The 25,772-nt window shown below is 54.5% G+C and carries 26 protein-coding genes; 20 read left to right on the forward strand and 6 right to left on the reverse strand.

What is annotated here, in order from left to right:
* Positions 1 to 19 precede the first annotated feature (19 nt).
* Positions 20 to 1,006 (reverse strand): LysR substrate-binding domain-containing protein, encoded by a 987-nt coding sequence (locus C4S72_RS25130; RefSeq protein ID WP_104005961.1) that lies wholly within the window; start codon positions 1,004 to 1,006, stop codon positions 20 to 22.
* A gap of 268 nt (positions 1,007 to 1,274) precedes the next feature.
* Between C4S72_RS25130 and C4S72_RS25135 the strand changes: the two genes are divergently transcribed.
* The 4 genes from C4S72_RS25135 (at position 1,275) to ppc (ending at position 7,959) form a co-directional block, all read left to right on the forward strand.
* Complete coding sequence (locus C4S72_RS25135; protein WP_104005962.1) at positions 1,275 to 2,027, forward strand: SDR family NAD(P)-dependent oxidoreductase; 753 nt, start codon at positions 1,275 to 1,277, stop codon at positions 2,025 to 2,027.
* Between the two features lie 169 nt (positions 2,028 to 2,196).
* A complete protein-coding gene (locus tag C4S72_RS25140; protein WP_104005963.1) occupies positions 2,197 to 3,153 on the forward strand; it encodes a D-2-hydroxyacid dehydrogenase in 957 nt (318 codons plus the stop codon).
* Between the two features lie 54 nt (positions 3,154 to 3,207).
* A complete protein-coding gene (gene tkt, locus C4S72_RS25145; RefSeq protein ID WP_104005964.1) occupies positions 3,208 to 5,187 on the forward strand; it encodes a transketolase in 1,980 nt (659 codons plus the stop codon).
* 135 nt (positions 5,188 to 5,322) lie between these two features.
* Positions 5,323 to 7,959, forward strand: coding sequence for a phosphoenolpyruvate carboxylase (gene ppc / locus C4S72_RS25150; protein WP_104005965.1), 2,637 nt, complete (start codon positions 5,323 to 5,325; stop codon positions 7,957 to 7,959).
* A 71-nt stretch (positions 7,960 to 8,030) separates the two neighbouring features.
* Here the strand turns inward: ppc and C4S72_RS25155 are convergent, their stop codons facing one another.
* Positions 8,031 to 8,423 carry a hypothetical protein gene (locus tag C4S72_RS25155; protein WP_146071940.1) on the reverse strand — a complete coding sequence of 131 codons (393 nt, stop codon included), beginning with the start codon at positions 8,421 to 8,423 and terminating at the stop codon, positions 8,031 to 8,033.
* A gap of 171 nt (positions 8,424 to 8,594) precedes the next feature.
* On the opposite strand from C4S72_RS25155, the gene C4S72_RS25160 reads away from it, so the two are divergent.
* Complete coding sequence (locus tag C4S72_RS25160; RefSeq protein ID WP_104005967.1) at positions 8,595 to 9,014, forward strand: TA system antitoxin ParD family protein; 420 nt, start codon at positions 8,595 to 8,597, stop codon at positions 9,012 to 9,014.
* A 21-nt stretch (positions 9,015 to 9,035) separates the two neighbouring features.
* Entirely contained in the window at positions 9,036 to 9,617 is a 582-nt protein-coding gene (locus tag C4S72_RS25165) for an AAA family ATPase (protein WP_104005968.1), read from the forward strand.
* A gap of 360 nt (positions 9,618 to 9,977) precedes the next feature.
* Here the strand turns inward: C4S72_RS25165 and C4S72_RS25175 are convergent, their stop codons facing one another.
* From C4S72_RS25175 to C4S72_RS25185, 3 genes are read right to left on the reverse strand one after another with little or no spacing between them, the layout of a single operon-like run.
* Positions 9,978 to 10,976: a type II toxin-antitoxin system HipA family toxin gene (locus C4S72_RS25175; protein WP_104005969.1), complete on the reverse strand. Its 999-nt coding sequence runs from the start codon at positions 10,974 to 10,976 to the stop codon at positions 9,978 to 9,980.
* Positions 10,973 to 11,281, reverse strand: coding sequence for a HipA N-terminal domain-containing protein (locus C4S72_RS25180; protein WP_200826906.1), 309 nt, complete (start codon positions 11,279 to 11,281; stop codon positions 10,973 to 10,975). The genes C4S72_RS25175 and C4S72_RS25180 overlap by 4 nt, the downstream gene beginning before the upstream one ends.
* On the reverse strand, positions 11,278 to 11,616 hold the full coding sequence (locus C4S72_RS25185) for a helix-turn-helix domain-containing protein (RefSeq protein WP_104005971.1): 339 nt from the start codon (positions 11,614 to 11,616) through the stop codon (positions 11,278 to 11,280). Before C4S72_RS25185 ends, C4S72_RS25180 begins: the two co-directional genes overlap by 4 nt.
* Before the next feature lie 334 nt (positions 11,617 to 11,950).
* On the opposite strand from C4S72_RS25185, the gene C4S72_RS25190 reads away from it, so the two are divergent.
* From C4S72_RS25190 to C4S72_RS25255, 14 genes are all read left to right on the forward strand, one after another.
* Positions 11,951 to 12,271, forward strand: a complete 321-nt coding sequence (locus tag C4S72_RS25190; RefSeq protein ID WP_104005972.1) for an integrative conjugative element protein, RAQPRD family — start codon at positions 11,951 to 11,953, stop codon at positions 12,269 to 12,271.
* Entirely contained in the window at positions 12,268 to 12,501 is a 234-nt protein-coding gene (locus C4S72_RS25195) for a DUF3262 family protein (protein WP_104005973.1), read from the forward strand. The genes C4S72_RS25190 and C4S72_RS25195 overlap by 4 nt, the downstream gene beginning before the upstream one ends.
* A 12-nt stretch (positions 12,502 to 12,513) precedes the next feature.
* Positions 12,514 to 12,870, forward strand: a complete 357-nt coding sequence (locus tag C4S72_RS25200; protein ID WP_104005974.1) for a TIGR03745 family integrating conjugative element membrane protein — start codon at positions 12,514 to 12,516, stop codon at positions 12,868 to 12,870.
* A 106-nt stretch (positions 12,871 to 12,976) separates the two neighbouring features.
* Positions 12,977 to 13,396 carry a TIGR03750 family conjugal transfer protein gene (locus tag C4S72_RS25205; RefSeq protein ID WP_104005975.1) on the forward strand — a complete coding sequence of 140 codons (420 nt, stop codon included), beginning with the start codon at positions 12,977 to 12,979 and terminating at the stop codon, positions 13,394 to 13,396.
* Entirely contained in the window at positions 13,396 to 14,055 is a 660-nt protein-coding gene (locus C4S72_RS25210) for a PFL_4703 family integrating conjugative element protein (RefSeq protein ID WP_104005976.1), read from the forward strand. The genes C4S72_RS25205 and C4S72_RS25210 overlap by 1 nt, the downstream gene beginning before the upstream one ends.
* A complete protein-coding gene (locus tag C4S72_RS25215; RefSeq protein WP_104005977.1) occupies positions 14,052 to 14,912 on the forward strand; it encodes a TIGR03749 family integrating conjugative element protein in 861 nt (286 codons plus the stop codon). The genes C4S72_RS25210 and C4S72_RS25215 overlap by 4 nt, the downstream gene beginning before the upstream one ends.
* Positions 14,902 to 16,383, forward strand: a complete 1,482-nt coding sequence (locus C4S72_RS25220) for a TIGR03752 family integrating conjugative element protein (RefSeq protein WP_104005978.1) — start codon at positions 14,902 to 14,904, stop codon at positions 16,381 to 16,383. The genes C4S72_RS25215 and C4S72_RS25220 overlap by 11 nt, the downstream gene beginning before the upstream one ends.
* A gap of 14 nt (positions 16,384 to 16,397) precedes the next feature.
* Complete coding sequence (locus C4S72_RS25225; RefSeq protein ID WP_104005979.1) at positions 16,398 to 16,799, forward strand: TIGR03751 family conjugal transfer lipoprotein; 402 nt, start codon at positions 16,398 to 16,400, stop codon at positions 16,797 to 16,799.
* Positions 16,800 to 16,816: 17 nt separating this feature from the next.
* Positions 16,817 to 19,777: a conjugative transfer ATPase gene (locus tag C4S72_RS25230; RefSeq protein ID WP_104005980.1), complete on the forward strand. Its 2,961-nt coding sequence runs from the start codon at positions 16,817 to 16,819 to the stop codon at positions 19,775 to 19,777.
* Complete coding sequence (locus C4S72_RS25235) at positions 19,774 to 20,232, forward strand: DUF1525 domain-containing protein (RefSeq protein WP_104005981.1); 459 nt, start codon at positions 19,774 to 19,776, stop codon at positions 20,230 to 20,232. The genes C4S72_RS25230 and C4S72_RS25235 overlap by 4 nt, the downstream gene beginning before the upstream one ends.
* A complete protein-coding gene (locus tag C4S72_RS25240; RefSeq protein WP_104005982.1) occupies positions 20,232 to 21,233 on the forward strand; it encodes a TIGR03756 family integrating conjugative element protein in 1,002 nt (333 codons plus the stop codon). The genes C4S72_RS25235 and C4S72_RS25240 overlap by 1 nt, the downstream gene beginning before the upstream one ends.
* A 26-nt stretch (positions 21,234 to 21,259) precedes the next feature.
* Entirely contained in the window at positions 21,260 to 22,603 is a 1,344-nt protein-coding gene (locus C4S72_RS25245) for an integrating conjugative element protein (RefSeq protein ID WP_160115598.1), read from the forward strand.
* Positions 22,600 to 22,944 (forward strand): hypothetical protein, encoded by a 345-nt coding sequence (locus tag C4S72_RS25250; protein ID WP_104005984.1) that lies wholly within the window; start codon positions 22,600 to 22,602, stop codon positions 22,942 to 22,944. Before C4S72_RS25245 ends, C4S72_RS25250 begins: the two co-directional genes overlap by 4 nt.
* The gene (locus tag C4S72_RS25255) at positions 22,941 to 24,608 is read left to right on the forward strand and encodes a conjugal transfer protein TraG N-terminal domain-containing protein (protein ID WP_104005985.1); all 1,668 of its coding nucleotides are present in this window, start codon (positions 22,941 to 22,943) and stop codon (positions 24,606 to 24,608) included. The genes C4S72_RS25250 and C4S72_RS25255 overlap by 4 nt, the downstream gene beginning before the upstream one ends.
* A 49-nt stretch (positions 24,609 to 24,657) precedes the next feature.
* On the opposite strand, the gene C4S72_RS25260 is transcribed toward C4S72_RS25255, so the two are convergent.
* Positions 24,658 to 25,194: a hypothetical protein gene (locus C4S72_RS25260; RefSeq protein ID WP_104005986.1), complete on the reverse strand. Its 537-nt coding sequence runs from the start codon at positions 25,192 to 25,194 to the stop codon at positions 24,658 to 24,660.
* Positions 25,195 to 25,772 lie beyond the last annotated feature (578 nt).

A 25,772-nucleotide genomic window follows, 5' to 3' on the forward strand; every position in this document is an offset into this window, starting at 1 on the left:
AATCCTTTAATTGATTGCTTTACGGTTTGGTAGCTGATAAGTAGGAAAAGACTTCTGGATCATCATAGATCGGCGTATTTGTCTCGTTAAGAAGACGGCTGATATGGCTTTCGTGGGCTTCCGCCTGTTGCAAAATCCAGTTAATGAAAACCTGAACCAGCTTCCGGCTATGGTGACGACTGGGGCAGACGATCCTGTATGCAGGAAAACGTATGGCTCCCATTTCGGGAACGAGAGGAACCAGAGTCCCGGAGGTGAGTTCGTCGTAGGTGAGGGTCGTGGATTCCAGAACAACCCCGACGCCGTTGATCGCTTGCTGAATAGCCATGGAGGAGCGGTCGAATCTGAGCGCCGTGTCTTGAGTATTGCGGGTGATGCGGTGCCGTGCCAGCCAGTTATCCCACTGAATCACCGCTTTGATACTGTCGACAAGCCGCATCTTTTGCAGCATCTCCAGCGGTGAGTTACAGGTGCGCCGCAATTCGTCACGATAGGCGGGGCTACAGATAGGCAGGATATAATCCGATACCACCTCTTCGCAGTGCAGCCCCGCCAGTGAGCTGTGCCCATAGCGTATATCGAAATCAACCACCTCCCGTTCGAAGTTCGAGGGATCGGGACTCGCGTCTACCCTGAGATCCCACTCGGGGTGCTTCTGGATAAAATCGGCCAGTTTGGGGCTAAGCCAGCGGATCGCAAAGCTTGGAGAGACCCGAATAATCAACTGATGACTATCCCTGTGGCGAGAGATGAGCTGCCGCGCGTTATGCAGGATGCCGAATGCGGAGGTGGTCGCCAGGTAGAGTTGTTCCCCTTCGGCGGTCAGGCTGAGCTGGCGCTTTTCGCGGCGAAACAGGCTGATGCCCAGGAGTTCTTCCAGCAGCTTGATCTGCTGGCTGACGGCCGAGGGAGAAACGTTTAACTCCTCGGCAGCCCTTGCTACACGGCCGTTTCGAGCAACGGATTCAAAGTAAATCATGCCATTGAGGCTGGGATCTCGTGACATCGTTCAGCAGCTTTATCGGTGAAGACTGCGCTCAGTCTAAGGCATTTTTTTGTTAAGTAAAACTTAATAGATGCTAACCAGCTGCTGATTGAAAAAGTGGGGCGTTAAACGGAATATTAAATCACTGACCTAGACGGTGCTGAGACATATTCAATATATGTGATCAAACTTATCTAAAGATGGGTTTAAAAAGCACTGCAGAGAATTTAGTACCTGATGCGCCTGCCGGTGCGGGCGTTAAATTTAAAAAATATAAAGAGATAAAATAATGGGACTATTACAAGGTAAATTTGCCATTATCACCGGTGCCGCTTCTAAAAATGGCCTTGGTAAAGCAACAGCTAAACTCTTCGCGGAACAGGGTGCGACGGTTGCAATTTTAGACCTGGATGAACAAGCAGCAAAAACAGCCGCTGCTGATATAGGTGCTCAGCATGTCGGTCTGGCCTGCGACGTAACCGACAAGGATAGCTGTTATACCGCCGTGCGTACGTTGATCGAGATCTGGGGCCAAATCGACATCCTGGTCAACAATGCCGGTATTACCCAGCCGCTGAAGATTATGGATATCGAGCCTAAAAACTATGATGCGGTGCTCGATGTGAATCTGCGCGGAACCCTGTACATGACTCAGGCGGTTACTCCGCAGATGCGTGAGCAGAAAATCGGCTCAATCGTCAATATCTCCTCCGTCTCAGCCCAGCGTGGCGGCGGTATTTTCGGCGGCCCTCACTACTCTGCGGCCAAGGCCGGGGTACTTGGTCTCACCAAAGCATCGGCACGGGAGCTGGCGCCGGACAATGTCCGTGTCAATGCGGTCTGCCCTGGCTTTATCGCCACCGATATCACCGGCGGACTGCTGACGCCGGAGATGCTGGAATCCATTGTCGCCGGTATCCCGATGGCTCGTGCAGGCGAAGCGAAAGATGTGGCCGGCTGCTGCCTCTTTTTGGCCTCTGACCTGGCGGCCTATGTCACTGGCTCCGAAGTCGATGTCAACGGTGGTTCCCTGATCCACTGATCCCCTTTTCGCTCCAAAGCTGGAAGCCCCCCGGCCGCCAGGACGGGTTTTGGGTTGGAGCCACCTCCAACCCAATTTTTTCGCCCTGATACGGCGGCGCGATACGCGTTGGCGGGTCGACAGGGGATGTCCGCAACGGCCAGCGGCGGGCTCTTCAAAAGGTTCAATCATGCAGAAAATTGTCTTTCTTGACCGGGGTACCCTCGGGCCAAGTGTTCAGGTGAATCGTCCCCGGATCGAACATCAGTGGACCGAATACGAGGCGACAAGCGCCGATGAGGTGGTGTCGCGCCTGGACGGTGCGCAGGTTGCCATAACCAACAAGGTGCCGCTGCGCAGCAGAACGCTTGAGTTATTACCGGATCTGAAACTGATCGTGGTGGCGGCCACCGGATATGACGTGATCGACATGGATTACTGTCGTGCACACGGGATTACCGTCTGTAACGTGCGTGGATATGCCCACAACACAGTGCCCGAGCATACGCTGGCGCTGATCTTCGCCCTGCGCCGTTCACTGGTGGGTTATCGCCAGGATGTTATGGCCGGTGAGTGGCAGAAATCGGGGCAGTTCTGCTTCTTTAACCACCCCATTTCCGACCTTGCCGGATCGACCCTTGGAATCATCGGCAAGGGCGTATTGGGACAGGCGGTGGGCCGGCTCGGTGAAGCGCTGGGGATGCGGGTGCAATATGCCGCGTTCAAGGATGCGACTCAGCCAGAACCTGGTTTTGTGGCGTTCGACGAATTCTTGCGCAGTAGCGATATCATCTCGCTGCACTGTCCGTTAACCCCGCAGACCCGTGACTTGCTGGCGTTTGATGAATTCAGGCAGATGGAGCGCAAGCCGCTGCTGATCAATACCGGTCGGGGTGGCCTGGTCAACGAAGCAGATTGTGTACGTGCTCTGGATGAGGGGCTGATCTCCGGTATCGGCTTTGACTGTCTGACCTCGGAGCCGATGAACGACGAACATCCTTTCCATGCCATCCTTGCGCGTCCCAACGTTATCGTGACGCCTCACGTGGCCTGGGCCAGTGCAGAAGCGATGCAGACGCTTTGGGACCAGGTGGTTTCTCATATCGATAACTACGTCGCTGGTAGCCCAACCAACGTACTTAACTGATTCAGCGGCTGGCTCGGTCTAACTGTCGCCAGCACACCTTGGAGGTCCTGAGAGATGAAAAAACAACAAAATAACGCTCTCGCCAATGCGATCCGGATGTTGTCCGTCGATGCAATTGTGCGTGCAGGAGAGGGGCACCAAGGCGTACCTCTTGGCATGGCAGAGATCGCCACCGCTCTGTTCACTGAACATCTCAAGTTCAACCCCGAAGATCCCACCTGGCCGGACAGAGACCGTTTTGTGCTCTCCAACGGACATGGCTCCATGTTGCTGTATTCGCTCCTCTACCTCACTGGCTATGAAGAGGTAACCCTGGATGCGGTGAAGAACTTCCGAGTGCTGGGCTCGGTGTGTGCAGGCCACCCGGAATTTGAGCAGACGGCAGGAATTGAAGTCACCACCGGGCTGTTGGGGCAGGGGATCGCCAATGCCATGGGAATGGCTGTCGCTGAAGCTTATCTCCGCGCCCGCTTTGGCACCGAACTGGTGGATCATTATACCTATGCATTTGTTGGCGACGGCTGTCTGCAGGAGGGGATCGGGCAGGAGATGATCTCGCTTGCCGGCCATCTGGAACTAGGCAAGCTGATCCTATTTTGGGACGACAACAGGATTACTGATGACGGCAGTACAGAGCTGTCGATCAGCGAAGATGTGGCGCAACGCTTCCGCGTCGGCCAGTGGCACGTGATCGAAGTCGATGGCCACGATCAGGTAGCGGTATCCGAGGCGATCGTACAGGCGAAAGCGGATCCGAGGCCCTCGTTAATCGCCTGCCGTACGGTGATCGGCCGCGGTATCCCCCGTGTTCAGGGCCAACGTGGAGGGCATAGCGCACGCCTGTTCAACGATGACGCCGATGCCACACGTGAGTATCTCGACTGGCACCATGCCCCCTTCGAAATTCCTGACGATCTGCTGCAGTCCTGGCGTGAAGCGGGTCGCCGTACCCGGGCTGACTACGATAGCTGGCAGCAACGCCTGAACAAACTGTCGGCGGCGGAGCGGTACGAGTGGGACCGGGTGCAGGCAGGAAAGCTACCTGAAGGCTGGCGTGAGGTGCTGCATCAATACAAACAGAATGTATCCAGAGAGGAAGGGGCAAAGCCGGGGATTTTTGCCTCCGCTGAAATCAATGACCTTTTGTGCGATGTGCTGCCGGAACGCATGGTCGGCTGCGCGGACCTGGAAGCTCCGACCTCTCATAAGCGCAGCCAGCGTGCGTTTACTCCCGATGACCGGGGCGGCTCCTATATCCACTGCGGTATCCGTGAACACCTGATGGGTGCCATGTCCAACGGCATGGCTGCCCATGGTGGAGTGATGCCTCTGGCGGTGACCTATCTGGCCTTTTCCGACTATGAACGCCCCGCCATGCGTATGGCGGCGTTGATGGGTCTACCGGTGAGGTTTGTGTTCAGCCATGACTCGATCGGCGTGGGGCGCAACGGACCGACCCATCAGCCGGTGGAAATTCTGGCTTCACTAAGGGCGATGCCGAACATGCTGGTGATGCGCCCCGCCGATGCGGTCGAGGCGGCTGAGTGCTGGGAGGTGGCGCTGGGGCATCGAACCGGTCCTGCCAGCCTGGTGTTTGCCAAGCAGGAACTACCGGCTGTTTGTGGCGCAGAAGCAACGGAGAACCGTTCACGCCGCGGTGCCTACGTGCTGCACGAAGCAGAGGAGGGCGAACGCCAGGTAACGCTGTTGGCAACAGGTTCAGAGGTCAGTATTGCTGTTGCAGCGCGTCGTGAACTACAGCAGCAGGGGATCGCTACAGCGGTTGTTTCAATGCCCTGTTGGGAGTTGTTTGAAGCACAGGACACTGAGTATAAAAAACAGGTACTCGGAGTGGACACTGTCAGGGTGGGTGTCGAAGCGGCATTACGATTTGGCTGGGATCAATATCTCGGAGAGCGGGGTGGGTTTGTCGGCATGACTGGCTTCGGTCTGTCGGGTGGCGTCGAGGAGCTGTACCAGCACTTTGGCATTACCCCAGAAGCGGTTGTCGAGAAGGTAAAAACGCTGCTGTAAATGGCTGACATATGTAACCCAAATAGGTAACCCATATTGCAGTTCCTGACCTGGCTGTCGTCGAGCGGCGGTGGGGGCAGGACTGCGCGGTTATAAAACCTCCCCGACTTAGGTGTGAATTAGGTGTGAAACACGATGAATAATTTTGTTCACGACCTCAAGGCGCCGCTGCGAGAGAACGTTCGCCTGCTGGGACGACTGCTTGGTAATACCATTCGACGCGACTGTGGCGACGAATTTCTAGCCAAGGTGGAAACCATCCGCATGCTGTCCAAGGATGCTCGCCGGGGCAAGGCGCGCACGGAGGATCTGATCGCGGCGCTCAAGGGGCTGAAAGAGGACGAGCTGATCCCCATGGCGCGGGCGTTCAGCCAATTCCTGAATTTAGCCAACCTGGCCGAAGAGCATCACCGGGTGCGGCGTCGTAGCAGTCTGGTGGTATCTAGGCCGGACCCCTATGCGCTGGGGCAGGTGCTGGACGATACCCTGGCGCACGGCATCGATGCCGACACCTTGGCAAAAAAAGCCGCCGAGTTGCAGGTGGAACTGGTACTGACTGCCCACCCGACCGAAGTTAATCGGCGTACGTTTATCCAGAAGTACGACCAAATGGCTGACAAGCTGGCCAGCCTGGATCAGGAGCATCCGCTCAGTCACCGCTATCAGGATATCGAAGATCGGCTGCAGCAACTGATCAGTGAGGCCTGGTACACCAATGAAATTCGCACGGAACGGCCGACACCGGTTGACGAGGCCAAGTGGGGATTCGCTGTCATCGAGAGCTCACTCTGGCATGCCCTGCCGGTATTCCTGCGCAATTTTGATCGTGAACTGGAGCGGGTTTCCGGGCAGAGGTTGCCCTGGAATGCAGCGCCGATCAGCTTTGCGTCATGGATGGGGGGCGACCGGGATGGCAACCCCAATGTGACCGCCAGGGTCACCGAAGAGGTGCTGCTCCTGTCCAACTGGATGGCTGCTGACCTGTTCCTCAAGGATATTGAACAGCTACGGCAGGAACTGTCCATGAGCCGTGTCAGCAAGGAGCTGCAGGACTCGATCGGCTGCAGCCGTGAACCCTACCGCGCACTGCTCCGCGAAGTTCGCCGTAAGCTGGCCAACACCCGGGACTGGGCCGAGCGGTGTATTCGTCAGGGCTGGGTGCCTCTGGAGGATGGCTATGCCAGCAATCAAGAGCTGGTTGAGCCGCTGTTACTCTGTGATCGCAGTTTACGCGAGGTTGGAATGGACGAGATCGCGGACGGCAGCTTGCGCGATATCCTGCGCCGTGTAGCGGCTTTTGGCCTCACCCTGACTAGGCTGGATATCCGCCAGAATGCAGAACGCCATGCGGAGGTTTTTGCAGAACTCACAGCGTATTACGGCTGGGGGGATTATCACTCCTGGAGTGAAACAGAAAAGCAGGCGTTTCTGCTGAAAGAGATGGATAGCCAGCGTCCTCTGCTGCCCAAAGACTGGCAGCCCGATGCGGCTGTGCAGGAAGTGCTGGATACGTTTACGGTGATTGCGCGTCAGCACCCGGAAGCGCTGGGCAGCTATGTGATCTCCATGGCCAGCAGCCCCTCCGATGTATTGGCGGTAAGGCTACTGCTGAAGGAGCAGGGGGTTCAGTTTCCGATGCGGATCGTTCCCCTGTTTGAGACTTTGGCTGACCTGGATAACGCCGCAGGCTGTGTGGCCGATCTGCTCGATACATTGGAGTACCGCCGTTATTGTGGCGACCATCAGGAGGTGATGATCGGTTACTCCGACTCATCTAAGGATGCCGGCACTCTGGCCGCCTCCTGGGGGCAGTATCGCGCCCAGGAAGCGCTAACGCAGGTGTGCAAGGAGCGGGGTGTCAAACTGACACTGTTCCATGGCCGTGGCGGTACCGTGGGGCGCGGAGGCGGTCCCAGCCACAGTGCGATACTCAGCCAGCCGCCGCATTCGGTGAACGGTACCCTGCGCGTTACTGAACAGGGTGAGATGATCCGTTTGAAGTTCGGTATGCCTGAGATCGCGGTGCGCAATATGGAGCTTTATGCCAGCTCTGTGCTGGAAGCGAGTCTAGCCCCTTCACCTGCGCCCAAAGCAGAATGGCGGGGCCTGGTAGACCGTATGGCGGATGAGGCCCACGGAATCTATCGTGGTGTGGTGCGCGAGAACGATCTGTTTGTGTCCTATTTCCGGCAAATCACACCGGAACAGGAGTTGGCTAAATTGCCCCTGGGAAGCCGTCCCGCCAAGCGTAATGTGCATGGCGGAGTGGAAAGTCTGCGTGCGATTCCCTGGATTTTTGCATGGACCCAGATACGCCTGATGTTGCCTGCCTGGCTTGGCAGTGCCGCGATCGAAAAGGCGCTGGACAGCGAGGACGCAGAGACTCTGCAAGAGATGCGTGAGCACTGGCCCTTTTTTCGAACCTACACGGATATGCTGGAGATGGTGCTGGCAAAATCAGAGTCGGATATTGCGGCCTATTATGAGCAGCGCCTGGTCGATCCTGTCCTGCAGCCCCTGGGGACTGAACTGCGTCAGCGTCTGCAGAACGCACAGGCGATGATCAAGCGGCTTACCGGCAACGCAGAGCTGCTGCAGAATAATCCGGTTGTGCGTCAGTCGATTGATGTGCGTAACCCCTATATCGATCCGTTGCATTACCTCCAGGCCGAGTTGCTATACAGGGAGCGCACCGCGTCCAATCAGGTAGTGGAACAGGCCTTGATGGTGACAATGACTGGGATAGCAGCAGGGATGAGGAACACGGGGTGACTGCTCCCCGCCCTGACGGACGGGCCGTCAAACTTCCTAGTCGTCTACCGACGAGCAATCGGAGTTACCGCTCAATGCAACTTCCGGTTAGCATCGATCTGGTTCTTAGTCCTTTCCAGAGCCGCGCTGTATTCGTGCTGGCTCCCCGAAGAATCTACGGCGGAAACAGCAGTAGCCAAAGCCTGAAGATTTCGTTCGGCCGCATTGAACTGTTTCTGAAGGCTCAGCAACTCCCTGTAGTAGTTGGAGTTCGATCGGATCTTGTCAGTGTCCGCGGTGGGTACTGGGATACCGATGCCGTCAAAAATACCGAATTCTTCGAAGCGCTGAATGGCCATCGGATGGTCAGGAATGATGACGACCGTGGTCCAGTCCGGTCGTAGAGGAGCGGAGTAGATATGCAGTCGGCAACCAATAGCCGCGGCGGAGGATTTAAGCTGTTTGATCAGCTGCGGGACAGACATCATTGCCTCTGATGATTGGTTTCAGATGACTCCGAACGATGAGTTTACACGACACATGGTGGGGGATTCTCCACTTTCTCAACATCATTGGCTGCAGTTCTAATCATAAGGTGATCATCTGTAGCAATCTGCTACAATAGTCTTGAGGTAATTAATTGGGGGGAGTTTCCCATGGCTAAAGCCAGTTCTCCGATGCGTCTGCAGCAGTCGCTTGTTAAAGCAGCACAAGCTGCAGGCAGATTTGAGCATCGTTCTGCTGCTGAGCAGATTGAGTTCTGGGCTGACGTAGGCAAACGTCTGACCAGTCATTTGAGTGCCATCGAACTCATGGAGTTGTCTGTTGGCCTAGCGAAGATCAAAGTCGAGCCCGCCGCCGATCCTTTCGTTAATCCAGATGATGTATTCACCCAAATCGAGGCAGAGCGTAGTACCGGTACGTTGAACCAGGGAATCACTACCAGCTCTGTTCGATATCAGACATCCAGTCGCTTTCCAGGAAAGCTTGAGCGTATAGACGCTAATGGTGAAGTTATGGTCGGAATGTTCCACAACGGTGTGTTTCAACAAGATGAGAAAATTGTCGCTGGGTGAGACAGTGATATTATTCAGATAATGAGAAAGCAACTGTGGGTGTTGGTTGGGGGCAATGGTGCAGGGAAATCGACCTTTTATCATCGTTTCCTTGAGCCCAAAGGAATGAAGTTCGTTAATGCGGATGTTCTGGCTAAGCAGTTCTATCCGGAAGCTCCAGAAGCTCATAGCTACGAAGCTGCAGAGCAGGCAGGTATCCTGCGGGAGCGGATGCTAGCGGAAGGACGCAATTTTGCGTTTGAAACGGTATTTTCCCACCCGTCGAAGATAGATTTTATCGCCAAAGCCAAGAGCTATGGTTACGAGATCATCATGGTGGTTCTGCATGTTAACGATGTCTCACTTAACAAAGCACGTATTAGTCAGCGCGTGGAAGAAGGGGGACATTTCGTGCCGGATGAAAAAGTCGAGACACGAATTCCACGCACACTGGCTAATATCAAAGCAGCTATCCCATTGTGTGATCGTGTTCACATTTTGGACAACTCCAGCTTCGATAGCCCATTTCGCCAAGTTTTAACTATCTCAAACCAAAACGTTGATTATGCTTGCAGTCCGCTCCCTGATTGGGCACAGAATTTAATTAGGATCTCCTCAGTTTGAAGTCTGGAGGCGGGAACCTCTTCCTATCGCGGTATACGAAAGTGCGAGCCTGGCAAAGCGTGGCGCCATTAATTCACTTGCCGTGCAAGGTCGGCGTTATCGGGTGGTCTACAATAGCTCAAGTCTGGCCGGGCAGGTTGCGGCGGTTGAAAGCGGTATTGCTGTTGCTGTGCTAACTCGATGTAGTGTTCCTCCACATTTGGAGATCCTTGGCATGGAACAGGGTTTAGGGCCATTAGAGCCGATGGAGGTATCGGTATACCGGAGCAGGGCATCCCAAGGAAATGCAGCGGTTGATCGCCTCTTTAGTCTCTTGGCCCACACACTCAGGGGGTAATCATCTCAATCTACGTTGCAGGCTCACCTCTGAGCCTGCATGGCGCTTTCTCTTCTGTTCACAGTTTCCAACAAATGCACTTTGAATCCCTTAGGGATATCCGCAGAATCAATGAGGGGGCGTATGTCGGCCATTTTCTTGCTGATGTTATCGATACACGCCAGCACGCTTTTCCTGTTAAGGCCTAGCGATTCACCAAGGTTTAAAAAATCCTGTTGGGTGTAATAGCCGAAATAGCTGTAGGCTTCTGAATGATTCCCTTGGCGTTCGGCTTCCATCAATGGCATTGCCAAGTAACCCAGATTGCTGATTTCGTAGACTATGGTGGGCACGCAATCATAGTTGGGTGACAGTCCAGGGAAGAAAAGACCGGTATCACCTGGCTCTCGGATAACGCTGAAGTTCTTCAAATGAAGATCTTCATTCCCCATAAGGTAGGCGGCCAGTACTCGGGTGAAGTAATCCAACATGACGCTGAGCTTCCCACCCGTCGCCTCTTTCAGAACTAACCCCGCGGATTCATAGCTACTCTCGTATTTATCATGTTTGGTAAAATCCGAGAGGGAGCAGAGATCTTCCATCGGACGTTTATCAGCTACTCCATGGTCACGGTCGAAGCGTCGGGTTACGTAGGCTTTCTCGCCGTCGTTGAACTCGATTAACGCGCATTGTGCTGTATTGATACCAAGCGTTCTACTGATCAGCATGCCCAGGTGTTCCAGCTCCGCACAATTCGGATACTGGTCAGGGGAGGGCTTAATGATAAAGGCGCCCTGCGTATCGGTTGGAACCAGCGTGTTGTTCACATCGTCGAAGCGCATTGATAGTTTCTGCTGGACACCGGAGATCGAAAGACCTTTGACCGTTTTGGCGCCCTCGGCGAACAGTTCTTTGCGAGTCACCGACAGCCGGCCACTGAAACGAGTAGTTCCATACAGCTTTCGTGCATCAGCATCGCGCATTCGGGGATTGGAGTTTCGCTCAGGTATATCCTTGAGCGTTATCAGGCATTTCTGAGTCACTCCACTATCTCCTCTAGGCTTACAGCTCCCACTAGATCCTTGCCGTTCGCAATCAACATGGAAAAAGTATCTCGCTCATCAATATGCTGAAGCTGAGACTGGAGCTTCAGTAGCCAGCCTTCCGACGCTAGGTTTTCGAAAAAGGGAAACAGCTGGTCGGAATGGTAAGCCTCTTTCTGCAAAGGGAGTCGATAGGCAATTGGGGCTCCATGTGCCAGATAGGTGGCGTCATACTGGAAGGTGTACGCGCCTGATTCATGCTGGATAAGTACACCGGCCAGGACTCCGTTTTGGAGCACGTTCACTTTCCGATCCACAGCGAGACTCCCAGGGCATCAAACACTTTCACCAAGGTTTCGAAGTTGACGTTGAGTTGCCCCTTCTCCAGCTTACTCAGAGTCACAGTGGAAACGCCGGAAAGCAGTGCCAGGTTTTCCAGGGTGAGTTGCTGTGTCTCACGTGCGCTAAGTAGCATCTGACCGCACGTCGCCTTACTGAAGGGTTCCAGGTTCCGCTGCTGACGGAGCCCCGCAATGCGCGACTCCTGGTTGGCAATGATCTCCTTCAGCTCCGTCAACAGCTCATCAACACGAGCGGAGGAGGTGCTTTTATTGCTCAATTCGTTGAGTGCGCTAGACAAACTAAAGACCTCTTTGCTTTTAAGATAAACACATAGCGTGTTCTAAAGACATCTTAGTTTTACAGCTTTCAATGTCAAATTATCTTTGTTTCTTCATGAAATATTTTGAAAAAATATAAGAAATATTTGAATTTGTGTGGCTCTACACCCTTCCTTGCAAACTGCACTTAAGCATTATCGGTTGTCCGACAGGATGAATATCCAGGATCAGCTCCACCAGGAGTCCCTCCTACGCTCAGTTCATTCCGCGGAATTAGGTCAATCCGGATGATCTAATTCCGGCCAACTTGAGACTCCGTTTTGGCTACAGTGCCGAAAATTTAAGGAGTCGAGCATGAAACCTTCCATCCGAGTCGGAGCATTCGCGCTGGCGATTGCCTGCATTGCGATACCTCTGGCGCAGGCCGATGTGTGGAGTGAGCGGGCGGCACTGGCGCAGATTGCGTCGGAACTGACCGCATTAGAACGTCTGGTTAACGATACCCAGAAGCTGTCTGAAAACGACTCCCGCGTGAAATTCGATTACGACGTGTTGATGAAGGATCTGGAAGTGATCCGTGGCGGAATCAACACCCACCTTTCCCAGCCAATTAACCCCGTGATGCCCTCCCGAGTCGATGCCTTGGGAGGCGAATACACGGAGAAAAACCAATGAGCTGGAAGACCGATTTCAACACCGGTGCCAGTGGCTTTCTGACGGCGGATGACACGTTGTTCGCCATGCAGGCCATTGGTGCCACGTTGATCCTCACTTGGGTCGCCTGGGTCTGTGTGCTGGCCTACAAGGATTACGCCTCCGAAAAGATCAAAGGCAACCAAGTGATTTTCCTGTGGTTCCGCGCCGTCTTTGCCTTGTCGGTGATTCTCTACCTGTTAGTCAACTAGGAGACTACTTCAATGAAACAACTCTGGACTCGTATGAACGCAGCGGTGGCTGCTGCACCACTCTTGCTGGCCGCTCGTGCCGAAGGAGCCTTGCCCACTACAGCAGATCCGACTAATGCGCCGGCAGACGGTAACTACATCGATCTGCTCAAGGGGTATGCCTTCGATATCGGCATTGTTGTCGGTTTGATCGTTGCCACTATCGCTTTCCTCGTCGTCGCCAACAACTGCATTGGTGTTTACAAGGAGATCGGTACTGGTCGCCGCACCTGGGGAGATTTGGGTTCTCACGGTGCGTTCGGTGTGTTGCTGCTGGTGTTTGTGGTGTACCTGCTCACCGAGGCTGCAGGGGTCATTTTCGACGCCTAACGCTTAACCCGCTCGCAACAGGCGGTGTGCGGAGTGGGGGCATTCCTGGAATGCGCTCACTTCATTTCCTCCAACCCCAAATTAACCATTCAAAGAGAGTTGGCACATGGCCGAACTGGAGGGCATGAGTGATGGCGAGATCGACTATATCCCTGATCGCTTGATCGCAGATCCGGTGGTATTTCGAGGCATGACCGATGGCGAGGTGGTCTTCATCGTCGTGGTTGGATTGGTCTTCTGGATTCCGGTTTGCGTGCTGATTCTGATGGTTTTCGGCATTGGGATTTTCGGCGTTGCTGCCGGTGCCGGCATGACGATCGTGACACTGATTTTGGCGGGTAAGGAATTAACCCGTATCAAGCGCAAGCAACCCGATGGCCTGCACATCGTGTATTTCAAGCGACTGCTCCAGCGTAAAGGGCTGGCCCGGTTCGGCTTTATTGATGAATCGGCGAGCTGGGATATCCGTCGCTCCTCGCCAGTCGAGCGTGTGAACGTCGTCACTGATGAAGAGGAAGAAGACTGATGAGTAGAGTGAAGCGGGCGTTGGATGCACGAGACGCCCATGTAATGAGTCTGCGCCTGATTATTGTGGTACTGATCGGTGTGATTGCGTATGCCATGTTTGGTTGGTCTCAAGCTCCGAAACGCATCAAGGTGGATATCCCGCCCGACCTCCGGACAGGATCCAGCCGCGGCATCGAAGAACGCCATCCGTATAACGTCTACGGGTTTGGCCTGTATATCTGGCAACAGCTGAACAACTGGCCTGTGGCCGGTGAGAAAGATTACCCCGCCAACATCGCCCGCATGGCGTGTTACATCACCCCGCGCTTCCAAGCTGAGTTGAAGCGTGACCTGGAACAGAAAGGCCGCCGTGCTGAGCTGGCGCGTACTCGCGCTCTGCAGGAAATGTTTGATCGCCCCTACGAACCGAAGCGCGTCTGGGTCGAGTCTGGCGAGTCCTGGGTGTCCTACTACGACGTCTCCATCAAGGAAACCTTCCGCGGTGAAACCGTGAAGGATATCTACGTGCGGTATCCGATCCGGATTGTGCGCTGGGATACCGATGCTGAGTGCAACCCCTGGGGGCTGGCGCTGGATGGATTCTATGAAGAGCCGGTGCGACTTGAGCGCCGAGAGCAAGAACGACTGGACGCTAACCAGGGGGAAAATCCGGCATGAAATTTAAACTCCTCGCCTGTGTCATCGCTTCGTGCCTGAGCCTGAGCGCGATGGCTACCGAAGTGGTGCACTACACCAATAAACCTGTAGTGGTAGAGCTGCACGCAGGACAAGAGCGCAAAATCCAGTTCGGTGATCACGTCAAAGTGGGTGTGACTCGACAACAAGAAGTTGAAAAGCAGTTTCGTGTGCAGTCAGCGCAAGGGGCTGTGTTGATTCGTCCCGAAAAGCCGTTTGAACGAGAGCGAGTGGTGATCAAACGGATCACTGATGGCAAAGTTGTGCTGCTCGATCTGATTGCAACGCCAGCGCCGGCAAAGGCTGACCCGCTTGAAGATATGCGCATCTACCTGGAAAACGAGAACACCATTGAACAGGAAGTGCAGCAAAGCGAGCAGGCTGTCGCCAAGCATCAACCGCAGGTTACGCCGATTACCCTGACACGCTATGCCGCCCAGAAGCTCTACGCGCCGACCCGGCTGCATAAAGTGATTCCCGGTATATCCGAGGCGAACCTGAATGACATGCTCAATCAGGAGGTGAGAGCGTTCAAAGGGCTTAACCGAGTACAGACGCATGTTAAGCCAGTGCTGGCGTACAAAGCCAATAACCTCTACGTGGTAGCGCTGCTGGTACGAAACACTACCCATGAAAACGTGACGCTGAATTACCTCGATATCAACCTGCCGTTTACCCATGCCACCTTCCAGCATCACCAGCTTAGCCGTACTGGCACTGCCGGTGATCGCACCATCCTCTATCTGGTCAACGACCGCCCACTGACGGAAACACTGGTGCCGTGGACGTATTACGACACGGCTGCGGACGTTAATGGGGGGCAGGGCAATGAAAAGTAACCTGCTTATCAAAATCATGGCGGTGATTCTGGTCGGTGTCGGCCTGATGATCATCATCACCAAGATGAAAAGCGGCGCTTCCCAGGAGGATCTGCAAGCGGTCGAGCAGAAGCCTCAACGGGAGTACAACGGCCTCGCCGATAATGCGATGACCGATGAGCAGTTGGAGAAAGAATACGGCGTCGATTTCGACTCTCCCGAAGAGACCATGCGGACGCTGACCACGCAGATCCAGTCACTACGCACAGAGAACGAGCGCATAGCGGATGAGAACGCGACCTTGCGCCGGGATGCCTCGAAATTACTCGATATGGAAGACAGCATTTCAAGCCGCGTCGAAGGGCGATTGGAGCAGGCACAGGGGCAGGTCGATGAGCAGTCCCGTGAGCTGGAACAGCAGCGCCGCCGTTCTGAAACGCTGCTTGGCAAGCTGGAAAGCCGGCTGGCTGAACTGGAGCGTGGAGGAGGCTCAGACCAGGGCAGTGCAACGAATGCGGCCGGGTATGACATCGGTGCAGCCAATATCCCGGATGGATTGGGCTATGACAGCAGTGGAACCGCCCAGCTCATCTGGATTAACCCGTTGGATGCCCAAGTCGATACCAAGCAGGGCACGATTACCATGCCGGAGTTTAAAGCGCCGAACTTGGGTTTCATGCCGGAAGGCGAAGAAGTGCGCCTTGGCCGTAAGGGCAATCAAAACGAAGTAGAGTCCGTGAAGGCGTACACCTTGCCGGCCAACGCCACCCTGATGGGGTCAACCAGTATGACGGCCTTGTTGGGGCGTATACCGGTAGGCGGTCAGATTCCGGATCCGTATCCGTTCAAGATCATTGTCGGTCCCGAAAACCTGTCTTCAAACGGTATTCACATTCCAGACGTGCAGGGCATCACCATGAGCGGTATTGCAAAGGGTGACTGGACACTCTCTTGTGTGAGCGGCGAGATCCATTCCATGACCTTCACTTTCCAGGATGGATCAATCTCGACTTATCCGGAGCCGGGTGAAGGCAACAGCAATACCAACCGCGTAGCCATTGGCTGGTTCTCGGATCAGTTCGGGATTCCCTGTGTGACCGGCAAACGCATCACCAACGCACCCAGCTATCTGGCTTCCCGTATAGGTCTGGGCGCTGTCAGTGCCTATGCGCAAGCCCGTGCAAGTGCTGAGTACACCAACACCGTGGATTCCGATGGTACAAGCCGCTCCACCCTGACGGGCGATGCGATGAATGCGGCTGAGAATCAGGCTATTTCCGGTGGTGTCGATGAGGTCAGTGACTGGCTAGACGCGCGGCAGGAGCAGAGCTTCGATGCGATCTATGTAGCCCCAGGCACGCCGGTGCATGTGCATCTGGAGAAGCAGATTGCGATTGATTACCCGATCAATGATACCGGCCGCAAAGTGCAGCATTCCGAATACATCGACTACCAGGTCAGGCAAGCATCCACCGTCAGAGCGCTGGACTGAGAGGAACCCCCACTATGAAAAACTCGATCAAGATCACGGTAACCCTCTTAGCGCTCGGTGTTCTCGGTGGGTGTAGCAGTAAGGATGCAATGCTACCGCAACCGGACCACACCATGCAGGACGTGTTTTACAGCGCGATGGGGTCTACGGGCGAAGGCAAGCTGATGGATGAACGCAGTGCCCTGCGCCGTAGCCTTACTGAGTCCGATGCGGATTTCAGTGGCTATGTGCGGACCGAGGCGAATCAGCTTCAGTCCAAGTTCAAATTATTACCCAACCCCACGCTATATATGTTCGTCGCGCCTCACCTGTCTACCGCTGATGGCGCCCCGATCCCGGGATACCTGACTGAATTCAAACTCTACACCCGCGATCACTACGCGCTGCCGGGTGAAATTAATGTTCGTGTGCAGTGATGGGGAGAGATAGAACTATGGGTCTGTTGAGTCTATTCAGCGGCGGCAAATCGCAGGATGCTTCTGAGATAAACGCGGCACAGCAAAAGCAATCGGGTGTACCTGAGAAGAAAAAGCCACTGAAAATTGCTGACGTTAAACGCATGTACGGCCGTCCCAGCAGCTTTATCGACAAACTACCCTGGTACGAGGCTCAACCGGAGACCAACACGATCCTGCTGGACGACGGCTTTTCTGTGGGGGCCGTGTTTGAGGCTGTACCTATATCCACGGAAGGCCGGTCACTGGAATGGCTGAAGGAAACTCGGGACCGTGTAGAAGATGCGGTTGCTGACTCATTTGACGAAGAGCCGGATTCACCGTGGATCATTCAACACTATACCTTCGATGACAGCCAGATGCTGGACTTCATCCAACAACTGCGTCAGTACCCTGAGCAGCATTGCATCGACTCTGAATACACGCGGAACTGGTTGGACACCATCGAAAGCCACCTGCATGGGATCTGTAAGGAGGGTGGCCTGTTCATGGATGAAGAGGTCATGGGTTCATCCTGGGGTGGGAAGATGCGTCGGACGATGGTGGTGATCTACCGCCGTCTACCAAAGAACTGGAAGCACCCTCAAGGCCTGACGCCGGACGAGGATCTGAACAACGTCTGCGACAAGTTTTCAGGTAACCTGCGTGATACCGGGATTCAGCTGGTGCGCGTGGGCGGTAAGGTGTTCTACGACTGGATGCTGGCCTGGTTTAACCCAAAACCTGAAATGACGGATGGGGACCGACGGGCGTTTTACGAAATGGCAGGTTATCCCGGTGAGGATGATCGGCCCTACGGTGATGACTTTGCCGAATCCCTGTTTTTCTCCATGCCGAAATCCGACAAGGATAAGCAGGCTTGGATCTTCGACGGGATGTACCACCAGTGCATTCGCGTCAATAAATTGCGTCGTTCGCCCAAGGTAGGGCTCGTGGCCGGCGAAATTAGTATGTCCGGCGATAAAGTTTCCTGCCTTATGGATAAGATGCCGCCGGGCACTGTGGTGGTGACCACGATGGTGGTGACCCCTCAGAGCGAAGTGGAACACCATATTGATCGGATTGCGGAGAAGTCCCGAGGTGAAAGCGTGGAAGCCACCTACGCCCGTCGTGACTGCGAAGTGGCCAAGGAGCTGCTGGCGCACCGCAAAAAGCTCTACCGAATGACCATGGCGGTCTATATCCGCGCTGAATCCCCCAAACAGCTCAAGAAGCACAACAACCTCGCGTGCTCCCTGCTGACCAGTGCCCAGTTGCAGCCCTACAAGGCGGAGGATGACCCGGTAGGGCTGGATGCTTACATCCTGAACCTGCCAATGGTGTTCGAACCCAGGATGGATCGTAACTTTCGGTCGTCCCGGCCGGTCTGGTTGCAGCACATGGCCAACCTATCGTCGTTGTTCGGACGCCATCGAGGAACCCAGCACCCCGGAACGATCATGTTTAACCGCGGTGGCGAGCCGTTAATCGTGGATCCTTTCCATAAGGCGGATCGTCAGAAGAATGCCCATGGCGTCATTCTGGGGCCGACCGGTGCCGGTAAGTCGGCGCTGTTGAACTACTTTGCATCCCAAATCATGGCGATGCACCGCCCCCGGATGATTATCGTTGAGGCCGGTAACTCCTTTGGTTTGTTGGGTGACTACTTCGAGGCGAATGGTCTGACGGTCAATAAGCTGCAGATCAAACCCGGCGCCGGCGTGTCGTTGGCACCGTTCCAGGATGTACACCAGCTGATCGGCACCACCGAAGAATCCGATGATGATTTTAACGATGAGGACAGCATCCCTGAGCGTGACTTGAATCTGGCCATTATCAAGATCATGTCGGCCGAGGGGCTGAACAGCCACTTCGATGATCTGGATCCGGAAGAGCAGGAGCGGATTCGAGATAAGGCGGTCATGGACTATCTGGCTGAGTCCAACATGGATCTGGATGACGACGATCTGGAGGATGACCAGCGCGACATACTGGGTGAGGCTGAGATTATCGCCAAGCTGATGATCACCGGCGGCGAGGAAGAGGAAACCAAGCGTCTGATGCGAGCTGACCGCCGCATGATCCGTGACGCCATTCTGAAAGGGGCGCGTAAGGCTGTCACCGAGGGCCGTACCACGCGCACCGACGATGTGGCCTGGGGGTTCACTCAGATTTCCCAAGATGAAACCTATCCTGAAAAGCGCCGCGAGCGTGCGTTTGAAATGGGTGAAGCGATTCGGATGTATACCGATGGGTTTGAAGGTGAGCTGTTCAACAGCGAGACGTCGGCCTGGCCCGATGTGGACGTAACCATCGTGGATTTAGCAACCCTGGCGCGTGAAGGCTATGAGTCGCACCTGGCTCTGGCATACACCTCGATCATGCAGAACACCAACGCACTGGCAGAGAAGTTCCAACACTCTGGACGGCAGATCGTCATGTTTACGGATGAGGCCCACTTGATCACCGTGAACCCGTTGCTGTCCTCATTCTCAGTCAAGATCGTGAAAATGTGGCGTAAGTTGCACGCCTGGTACTGGCTGGCTACGCAGAACCTCGATGACTTCCCGAACGACTCCAAGAAGATCCTCAATATGTGCGAGTGGCTGATTGCGCTGGTGGCTCCGCAGGAGGAGATCAACCAGCTCGCCCGTTTCCGTCAGCTCTCCGATGAACAACGTCACTTGATGTTGTCTGCTCGGAAAGAGCAGCACAAGTACGTGGAAGGCACCATTCTCGCTGACAAGGTGGAAGCGCTGTTTCGCAATGTACCTCCCAGCCTGTTTCTGTCATTGGCCGGTACCGAAGGCTACGAGAAGGCCCAACGTGCTGAGTTGATGCAGGAGTTCGGCATCACCGAAGTGGAAGCCGCCTATCACGTCGCGGCCATGATCGATCACTCCCGTGGGATCGGTCCGAAACCGGAACCCCCCGAGTCATCACGGAGGAAGCGGGCATGAAGCGACTACTCCCCGCACTGCTGATCACTTCTCTGGCAAGCGCTGTATCCGCGGAGGAGATTCAGTCAGTCATGGTTTGGCATGACTCTGATCGCGCCCCAGTGACTGACGACTACCGCTTTGCACCCGGTACGGAGATCTATGTATTCGATATGGCGCTTCAGCGTCAGGCGGAAGCTCGGATGAACAGCGATTTGGGCAAAAGGGGACTGGCCTTTGGCCCGGACATCGGGAGCAATCAGGCCCGGACAAAAGATGCATTGAGACGCTACATGTCCACGGAGGATTTTGAGGAGGTCAGTCGTGAGCTCAAAGCCTTTGGTTATGGCATGAGCGCGGCTATGCAGTACCGCATTGAGCGTGTCCCTTCGATTCTGTTGAACGAGCGCTATCTGGTTATCGGTGTGAACTCCGTGGATGAAGCCGTCAGCCTATTTCTGCAGGAGGTGAACTGATGCGACTCAAGCCAGCGGTGTTCTCGATCCTGGTTACCCTATCTCTGTCGGTGGGAGGCGTGCGCGCCGATACCATCACGACGGATCAGGTGATTACCCGGACAACAGCGGCCTTCTTCAACTGTGCTGATTATCAAGTCGTCGGTGTGTGTTTCTGGCTCTATTGCACCTGGACAGGCTGCGCCATCCGAACCTCAGCCAAGGTGGCGCACTACAATCCCGAGTTGACCATGCAGACCTACCGCAATGCGCAGGAGCCGCCGTGGACCGAAACTCGGCAGTTTCTGGCCCTTACTCAGTCTGATTACGATGGTTCATTGGTTTCCACCATTCTCTCCACGATGGGGTCTGGTCTGGATGAACTTGGTGGAGGTGGCGGTTCCGAAAACAAGGCGGCATCGCATTCCAACATGACATTCACCCTGACGGACAGCTTCGGCAACCCGGTCATGTTCGCCAGCAGCGTGGCCTCAATGTCTGGTTATGTGTGTGATCCCAAGCTGACACCGATGTACCCCTACTACATCTCCAACTTAGATACGGTGTCTTGGCGTTTCGGTATCCCGGAAATGTTCTATCCGGAATCACTCAATCCGTTTGGCTCCCTGCTGGGCAGTAATAGCTACAACTGGGGTGGTTACTACCCACGTATAGGCCATGTCACGAACCATGATGAAATCAAGGAAAGTGGCCTGATCGCCTTCCGCAGTGGCCATTTCATTACCCGCCGCAATCAGGATCACATCTACACCAGCATTTATCAGAACGATAGCGAAGGGTGGTGGGCACCCGATCCCCTCACCGTATCCAGCGGCCGATGGCAACAGCTTGCGCCTAAAGCCGACACAAGCTGCCGCACCTTCCCGTTAAGTGCCGATATGGGGCCGTCAGATGGTCTTCAGAGTCGCCGTAGTGATGATGGTGCTCATGTATGGAACCTATGGCGTCAATACAAGTGCTGCCAGGACCGTGGCTCATTCCTGTACGACGTCGAGTGGTAAAGGCTAACCAGAGGAAAAATGGAATTATGAAGAAGATCACCCTCGCAACGATCATCGCATCCCTGGTTAGCGTGCACGCGGCCGCTGCTACTCAGAGTCCTCGTGTGATGACTGTGAATGCTTACGAAATCGGGGGCAGTCTGTTGCCCGGAGCGCCCACTAGCACTGACAACATGAACATCTTTGCGCTCGGGACTGAGTGGGAGACCAATATGCAGTGTGGCAACTTCGACCCCAAGGTGTCGGTATCCAACCAGTTGAACGGTGTCACCGATGGCTTTAAATCCATGATGGGTAACATCGTGAACAACGCCACCGGTGCTGTGGCGTCATTGCCTGCGCTGGTAATCCAGCGTGCAAACCCCGGGCTTTATGACCTGCTGCAACAAGGGGTGTTGCAGGGCAAGCTGGATCTGGAGTTTGCAGAAACCTCCTGCGAAAGCATCCAACAAATGATTATGGGTGATACCGGTCTCCCCTGGGAAAAAGGCACGGTCGCAACTCGACAGCAGACCTGGGCCGATGAAATAAGCAGCTCTGGTGGGGATGCGATCAGGGCCAAGGATAACTATGACCAGGCCAATATCGGGAACGAAGGGCGTTTGTGGGTCTGCAATGAAAAGCGCGGGGGACTTGGACAGCCCAAGGTAAATACGATTTATGACGTGGTGGTCGCAGGTTACAACCTGTACCACGACAACTCGGATCTCTGCAGCACCGGCTCACCGGCTGCTGGCTTGCAAGATGATTCCTCGATTTACAAATACTGGACCAGTGCGGATGCCGCGGCCGATTGGGTCGTGGAAACCGTGGGGGAAGTACGGTTAAGCACCTGCAATACCTGCACGAAAATTGAGACTCAGCCAGGCGTTGCGCTTGAAGTGAAACACGAGGAACTGGCTGACACATTGAACACGCGGCTCACCAATCTGGTTGATGGCTCGACCGAACTCACCTGGCAGAACCTCAACCGGGTGTCAGCACCTCCAACCGTGATTATCACGCCGGCGGTCATTCGTAAGTTGCAAGATGAATCAGACGTTAGTGCTGAGCGTACGATCGAAGATGTCAGCCTGGAAGTGGCTTATGCCCGAATGACAGAGCAGGCACGTTTAGCTATCCGGATGCTGCGAGCCGGGGCGAAAGAGCCCAACGTCCAATCCTATCCGAACGCGCCGGAGACCATCGACGCTACCGTGCAGGAACTGCGCGAGAACATGGCGCTGATTCAGCAAGCGGCAACTGACGTACAGCCTGTGTCCGCGAAGACGGTTAAATCCATCATGGTTGGGGAAGAAAAGCGCCTGCAGCGTGCCCGTCAACTGGATCGTGCTACCCGTGACAACAACGAATTGAGGCTTACCGAATGATCAAAGGTATTCGCACCGGTCTGGTGTTTGCGGGGACATTAGCCGTGTTAATCGTGGGTGTTGCCCTGTTTTCACATTTCGCCAACCTTGATCCAACCACTGATCTGAAGAGCACGTTTCTGCCGTGGCGGTTGGGATTTTATGCGTTAGTGCTGATCGCCTGGAAACCGATCAGCCGGTTTCTCTGTCGGCCTCGGCTGCATCCGGAGGATCGCACGGAAGCGATGCTGAAACAGTGGGATGAGCTGAGCCGGCTGCTGGCTAAGTCCTGGTGGAAGTTGGCGCTGTTCTTTGCCGTCTTTGAAATCTTCATCATTCAGAAGGTGGGATTTGGGGCATGATCGCGAACCAATTTCTGGACATCTATACGTCGATCGTCAGCTGGAAAATGTACGGAATACTGTGGGACACCCTGAATGGGACAGGCCTTGCCTATATCCCCTTCATAGTGGCGATCATTAGCTCACTCAGGCAAGCCTATGATCAATCAGCGAGCCGCATCATAGCGACACTGGAAATGCAGATGCTTGGCTTCATCATCATGCTGATCCTGGTGGTGATCCCCTATCAGAACAACGCTGTATCCATCGAGGATGTGAAGTACACCATCACTTCGACTTCGTGCAACGTGGCAGACGTGTCCGGCATGGGCGATGCCACGGGCAAGTCTGCAGATGATGTGTTCTCGGATCTTGGCGGAGCGGGAGCGTCCATCCGAGTACCGGTGGCCTGGGGGCTCGTCGATTATCTCTCAAGCTCCATCACGTACACAGCGATCAAGGCGATCGGGTGTGCTGCCAGCTACGATGAGGTGCTCTATAAGATTTCGACGGCTTCGATTGATGATACTCAGGTTTTGGATCGACTGGAGGCGTTCAATAACCAGTGTTACCGGCCAGCGCTGGCAGACCTGCAGCAGAACGGTCTGCCAGCAGGCATGACACGAGATCAGCTGGAGGCCTGGGAAGATCCCGCGTATATCGGCTCCGAAATGTTGCTGAATACACCAGGGCGGTATTTTCAGTCGCCCCAAGCCTATGTCCATCACGCCGAAGAATATGGCTTCGATTATTCACCGACCCCTGGCTCACTGGATGAGCAGCACGATGAGGATATGTTTGGGGCCACTGTCACCTGCAAGGAACTGTGGGAGGGACGTGACGACGTGCAGGGGCTGCGCGATGTGGTGTTTGAATCCGTCACGGATACTGACGATGGAGAAGACGCTTGGGATGACTGGGATGAATATGGCTCCGAACTGTATGGCACTTTGACCGAGGAAGAACAGAAAGAGTCCTTCCTGAAGGCGGTGCTGGACGCTAATGCAGGCAACTATGCGGCCGTGGATGAAATCAGTGTCGGAAGTGAACAGGTAGAGACCAGCTGGACAGATCCGCAGACATACCTGGATGGCTTAACCAACCTGGTGGCAGGCGGACTGGCTGCTTGGGATGGTGCCAGCACCTGGGCGCAGTTTGTCGTTATTAAAAACGCGATGAAAACAGCAGTGCCCATGCTGATCTCTATGGCACAGGCCTTGGTCATCATCATCGCGCCGATGGCCATGGTCTGGACCTGCTACAGCTTCTCGACCTTCGTTACCTTGGCACTGGCCTATTTTGGCCTGGAGTTCCTTAACGCAATTATGGGTTTGGGGTATTACTTCGAGAACAAGATATCGCTCATGTCCAATAAGGCACTTGCTGATGGAGAGGTATTCGCGTCACTAACAGTTTACCTGGTGAGCTTCATCCAATTGTTCCTTCTGCCGACGATTTGGCTGACGCTGGTTGCGGCTACTGCGAGTCAAGCGGTGAGGGGAATGCAGGGTGTCGGTGGCAGTGCAAGAGGAACCTACGGATCTGGCGGCTCGCAAACTGCTACAAGTATGCTTGGAAGAGGGGCTGCCTCTGGAATGGATAGGGCTAGTTCTAGGTTGAGTGGAGCCTTACCAGGGTTAGGTGCAAGAGCAGGGAGTGCGGTTAGAAGTATGAGAGGACGATGATTAAGAAATGGGGCCCGACAAAATGGCCCCCTTTCTTTCAGGGTGAGTTTTAGTCTGGAGGAGCTGCCATGTCATCCATGAAATAAACCATTCTGTCAGTCTCAGAAAGGGCCTGGCCATCCACTCCTATATCAGGGTAATCCTCCGCCATGCTGCTTTTAGATCTACTGTCGTTCGGGTGTTCCCTCGCTTCCGCAAGCCCAGAAATTAATGCGAGCAGAACTTGCCAAACGAGCACTATGGGAAGGCTTGCGATGTATCCGACCATGATTACCTTGAACGCAGTACGAGATACCCTGCTATTGGAATGCTTCATATCCAGTAAGGACGTCTCAATGTCTGGTCGTGAAAGCATGGCCATGATCGCAATCAACCCGGTCATCGCGACATAGTAAAAGGGGTGACTGAACCCTGGATATCCGAACCGTACCAGGGAAAGGACCGGGTCTGCCAGCAACGTGACAATAGAGATAGTCAGCACGATCAGAATGATACGCCGAAAACGATCGGTGAACTGTCCATCCTGCACGGTATGCTTCTCGAACCATGGCACAGGAGCAAGGAGTATGCGGTTGATGATATTCATGTCTGTACAAAAAATAATCAGATCCTTCTGTGCTGCTCATGATAGGCGAGGGCGGTGCTTTCTCACAATGTTGTGCACAGAAAATTTGGATAACCTTGAATAGGTGTCGGGGTTGAGTTCCGGCAGATGAAGTAAGCAAGGGCTCGTACCAAAAACGGGATAACAGCCCCTAACGTCTCAACAAACCACGATTGAATATCACCATTTTCTCATCAGGTTGCTGGCTAACAACTTGCTGTGGTTAATCCAAGGTCAAAAAATTGCCCTTGGCTGCTTCTTGGCCCGCAATGCTCAATGCAGTCAAACTGCACAGCAATCACCAAGCCAAGGACCGATCAGCGCACAAAGCAGGCGTTAGATGGAGTAGGAACTTTGCGGTATCTATGACCCGAAACGGCTTAAGATTGGCCCTATTTCCAGGCAAAAAAACGGGCCACAAGGGCCCGTTTTAATCGTTTACTGAACTCGAGGTTCAGATCACGGTGTAGTGGTTCAATGATTCCGGACACCGATTTAGGTGGTACAGTCGCCACCGAAGGAGAGGTGTTCAATGGCAAAACAGCGTCGTTCGTTTTCAA

It is taken from the genome of Marinobacterium lutimaris (assembly GCF_900108065.1).
Lineage (GTDB): Bacteria > Pseudomonadota > Gammaproteobacteria > Pseudomonadales > Balneatricaceae > Marinobacterium_D > Marinobacterium_D lutimaris.

Excerpts from the sequence above, each read along its gene's own strand:
- C4S72_RS25130 (WP_104005961.1), bottom strand. The coding sequence starts at position 1,006 with ATGTCACGAGATCCCAGCCTCAATGGCATGATTTACTTTGAATCCGTT.
- C4S72_RS25135 (WP_104005962.1), top strand. The coding sequence starts at position 1,275 with ATGGGACTATTACAAGGTAAATTTGCCATTATCACCGGTGCCGCTTCT.
- C4S72_RS25140 (WP_104005963.1), top strand. The coding sequence starts at position 2,197 with ATGCAGAAAATTGTCTTTCTTGACCGGGGTACCCTCGGGCCAAGTGTT.
- tkt (WP_104005964.1), top strand. The coding sequence starts at position 3,208 with ATGAAAAAACAACAAAATAACGCTCTCGCCAATGCGATCCGGATGTTG.
- ppc (WP_104005965.1), top strand. The coding sequence starts at position 5,323 with ATGAATAATTTTGTTCACGACCTCAAGGCGCCGCTGCGAGAGAACGTT.
- C4S72_RS25155 (WP_146071940.1), bottom strand. The coding sequence starts at position 8,423 with ATGTCTGTCCCGCAGCTGATCAAACAGCTTAAATCCTCCGCCGCGGCT.
- C4S72_RS25160 (WP_104005967.1), top strand. The coding sequence starts at position 8,595 with ATGGCTAAAGCCAGTTCTCCGATGCGTCTGCAGCAGTCGCTTGTTAAA.
- C4S72_RS25165 (WP_104005968.1), top strand. The coding sequence starts at position 9,036 with ATGAGAAAGCAACTGTGGGTGTTGGTTGGGGGCAATGGTGCAGGGAAA.
- C4S72_RS25190 (WP_104005972.1), top strand. The coding sequence starts at position 11,951 with ATGAAACCTTCCATCCGAGTCGGAGCATTCGCGCTGGCGATTGCCTGC.
- C4S72_RS25195 (WP_104005973.1), top strand. The coding sequence starts at position 12,268 with ATGAGCTGGAAGACCGATTTCAACACCGGTGCCAGTGGCTTTCTGACG.
- C4S72_RS25200 (WP_104005974.1), top strand. The coding sequence starts at position 12,514 with ATGAAACAACTCTGGACTCGTATGAACGCAGCGGTGGCTGCTGCACCA.
- C4S72_RS25205 (WP_104005975.1), top strand. The coding sequence starts at position 12,977 with ATGGCCGAACTGGAGGGCATGAGTGATGGCGAGATCGACTATATCCCT.
- C4S72_RS25210 (WP_104005976.1), top strand. The coding sequence starts at position 13,396 with ATGAGTAGAGTGAAGCGGGCGTTGGATGCACGAGACGCCCATGTAATG.
- C4S72_RS25215 (WP_104005977.1), top strand. The coding sequence starts at position 14,052 with ATGAAATTTAAACTCCTCGCCTGTGTCATCGCTTCGTGCCTGAGCCTG.
- C4S72_RS25220 (WP_104005978.1), top strand. The coding sequence starts at position 14,902 with ATGAAAAGTAACCTGCTTATCAAAATCATGGCGGTGATTCTGGTCGGT.
- C4S72_RS25225 (WP_104005979.1), top strand. The coding sequence starts at position 16,398 with ATGAAAAACTCGATCAAGATCACGGTAACCCTCTTAGCGCTCGGTGTT.
- C4S72_RS25230 (WP_104005980.1), top strand. The coding sequence starts at position 16,817 with ATGGGTCTGTTGAGTCTATTCAGCGGCGGCAAATCGCAGGATGCTTCT.
- C4S72_RS25235 (WP_104005981.1), top strand. The coding sequence starts at position 19,774 with ATGAAGCGACTACTCCCCGCACTGCTGATCACTTCTCTGGCAAGCGCT.
- C4S72_RS25240 (WP_104005982.1), top strand. The coding sequence starts at position 20,232 with ATGCGACTCAAGCCAGCGGTGTTCTCGATCCTGGTTACCCTATCTCTG.
- C4S72_RS25245 (WP_160115598.1), top strand. The coding sequence starts at position 21,260 with ATGAAGAAGATCACCCTCGCAACGATCATCGCATCCCTGGTTAGCGTG.
- C4S72_RS25250 (WP_104005984.1), top strand. The coding sequence starts at position 22,600 with ATGATCAAAGGTATTCGCACCGGTCTGGTGTTTGCGGGGACATTAGCC.
- C4S72_RS25255 (WP_104005985.1), top strand. The coding sequence starts at position 22,941 with ATGATCGCGAACCAATTTCTGGACATCTATACGTCGATCGTCAGCTGG.
- C4S72_RS25260 (WP_104005986.1), bottom strand. The coding sequence starts at position 25,194 with ATGAATATCATCAACCGCATACTCCTTGCTCCTGTGCCATGGTTCGAG.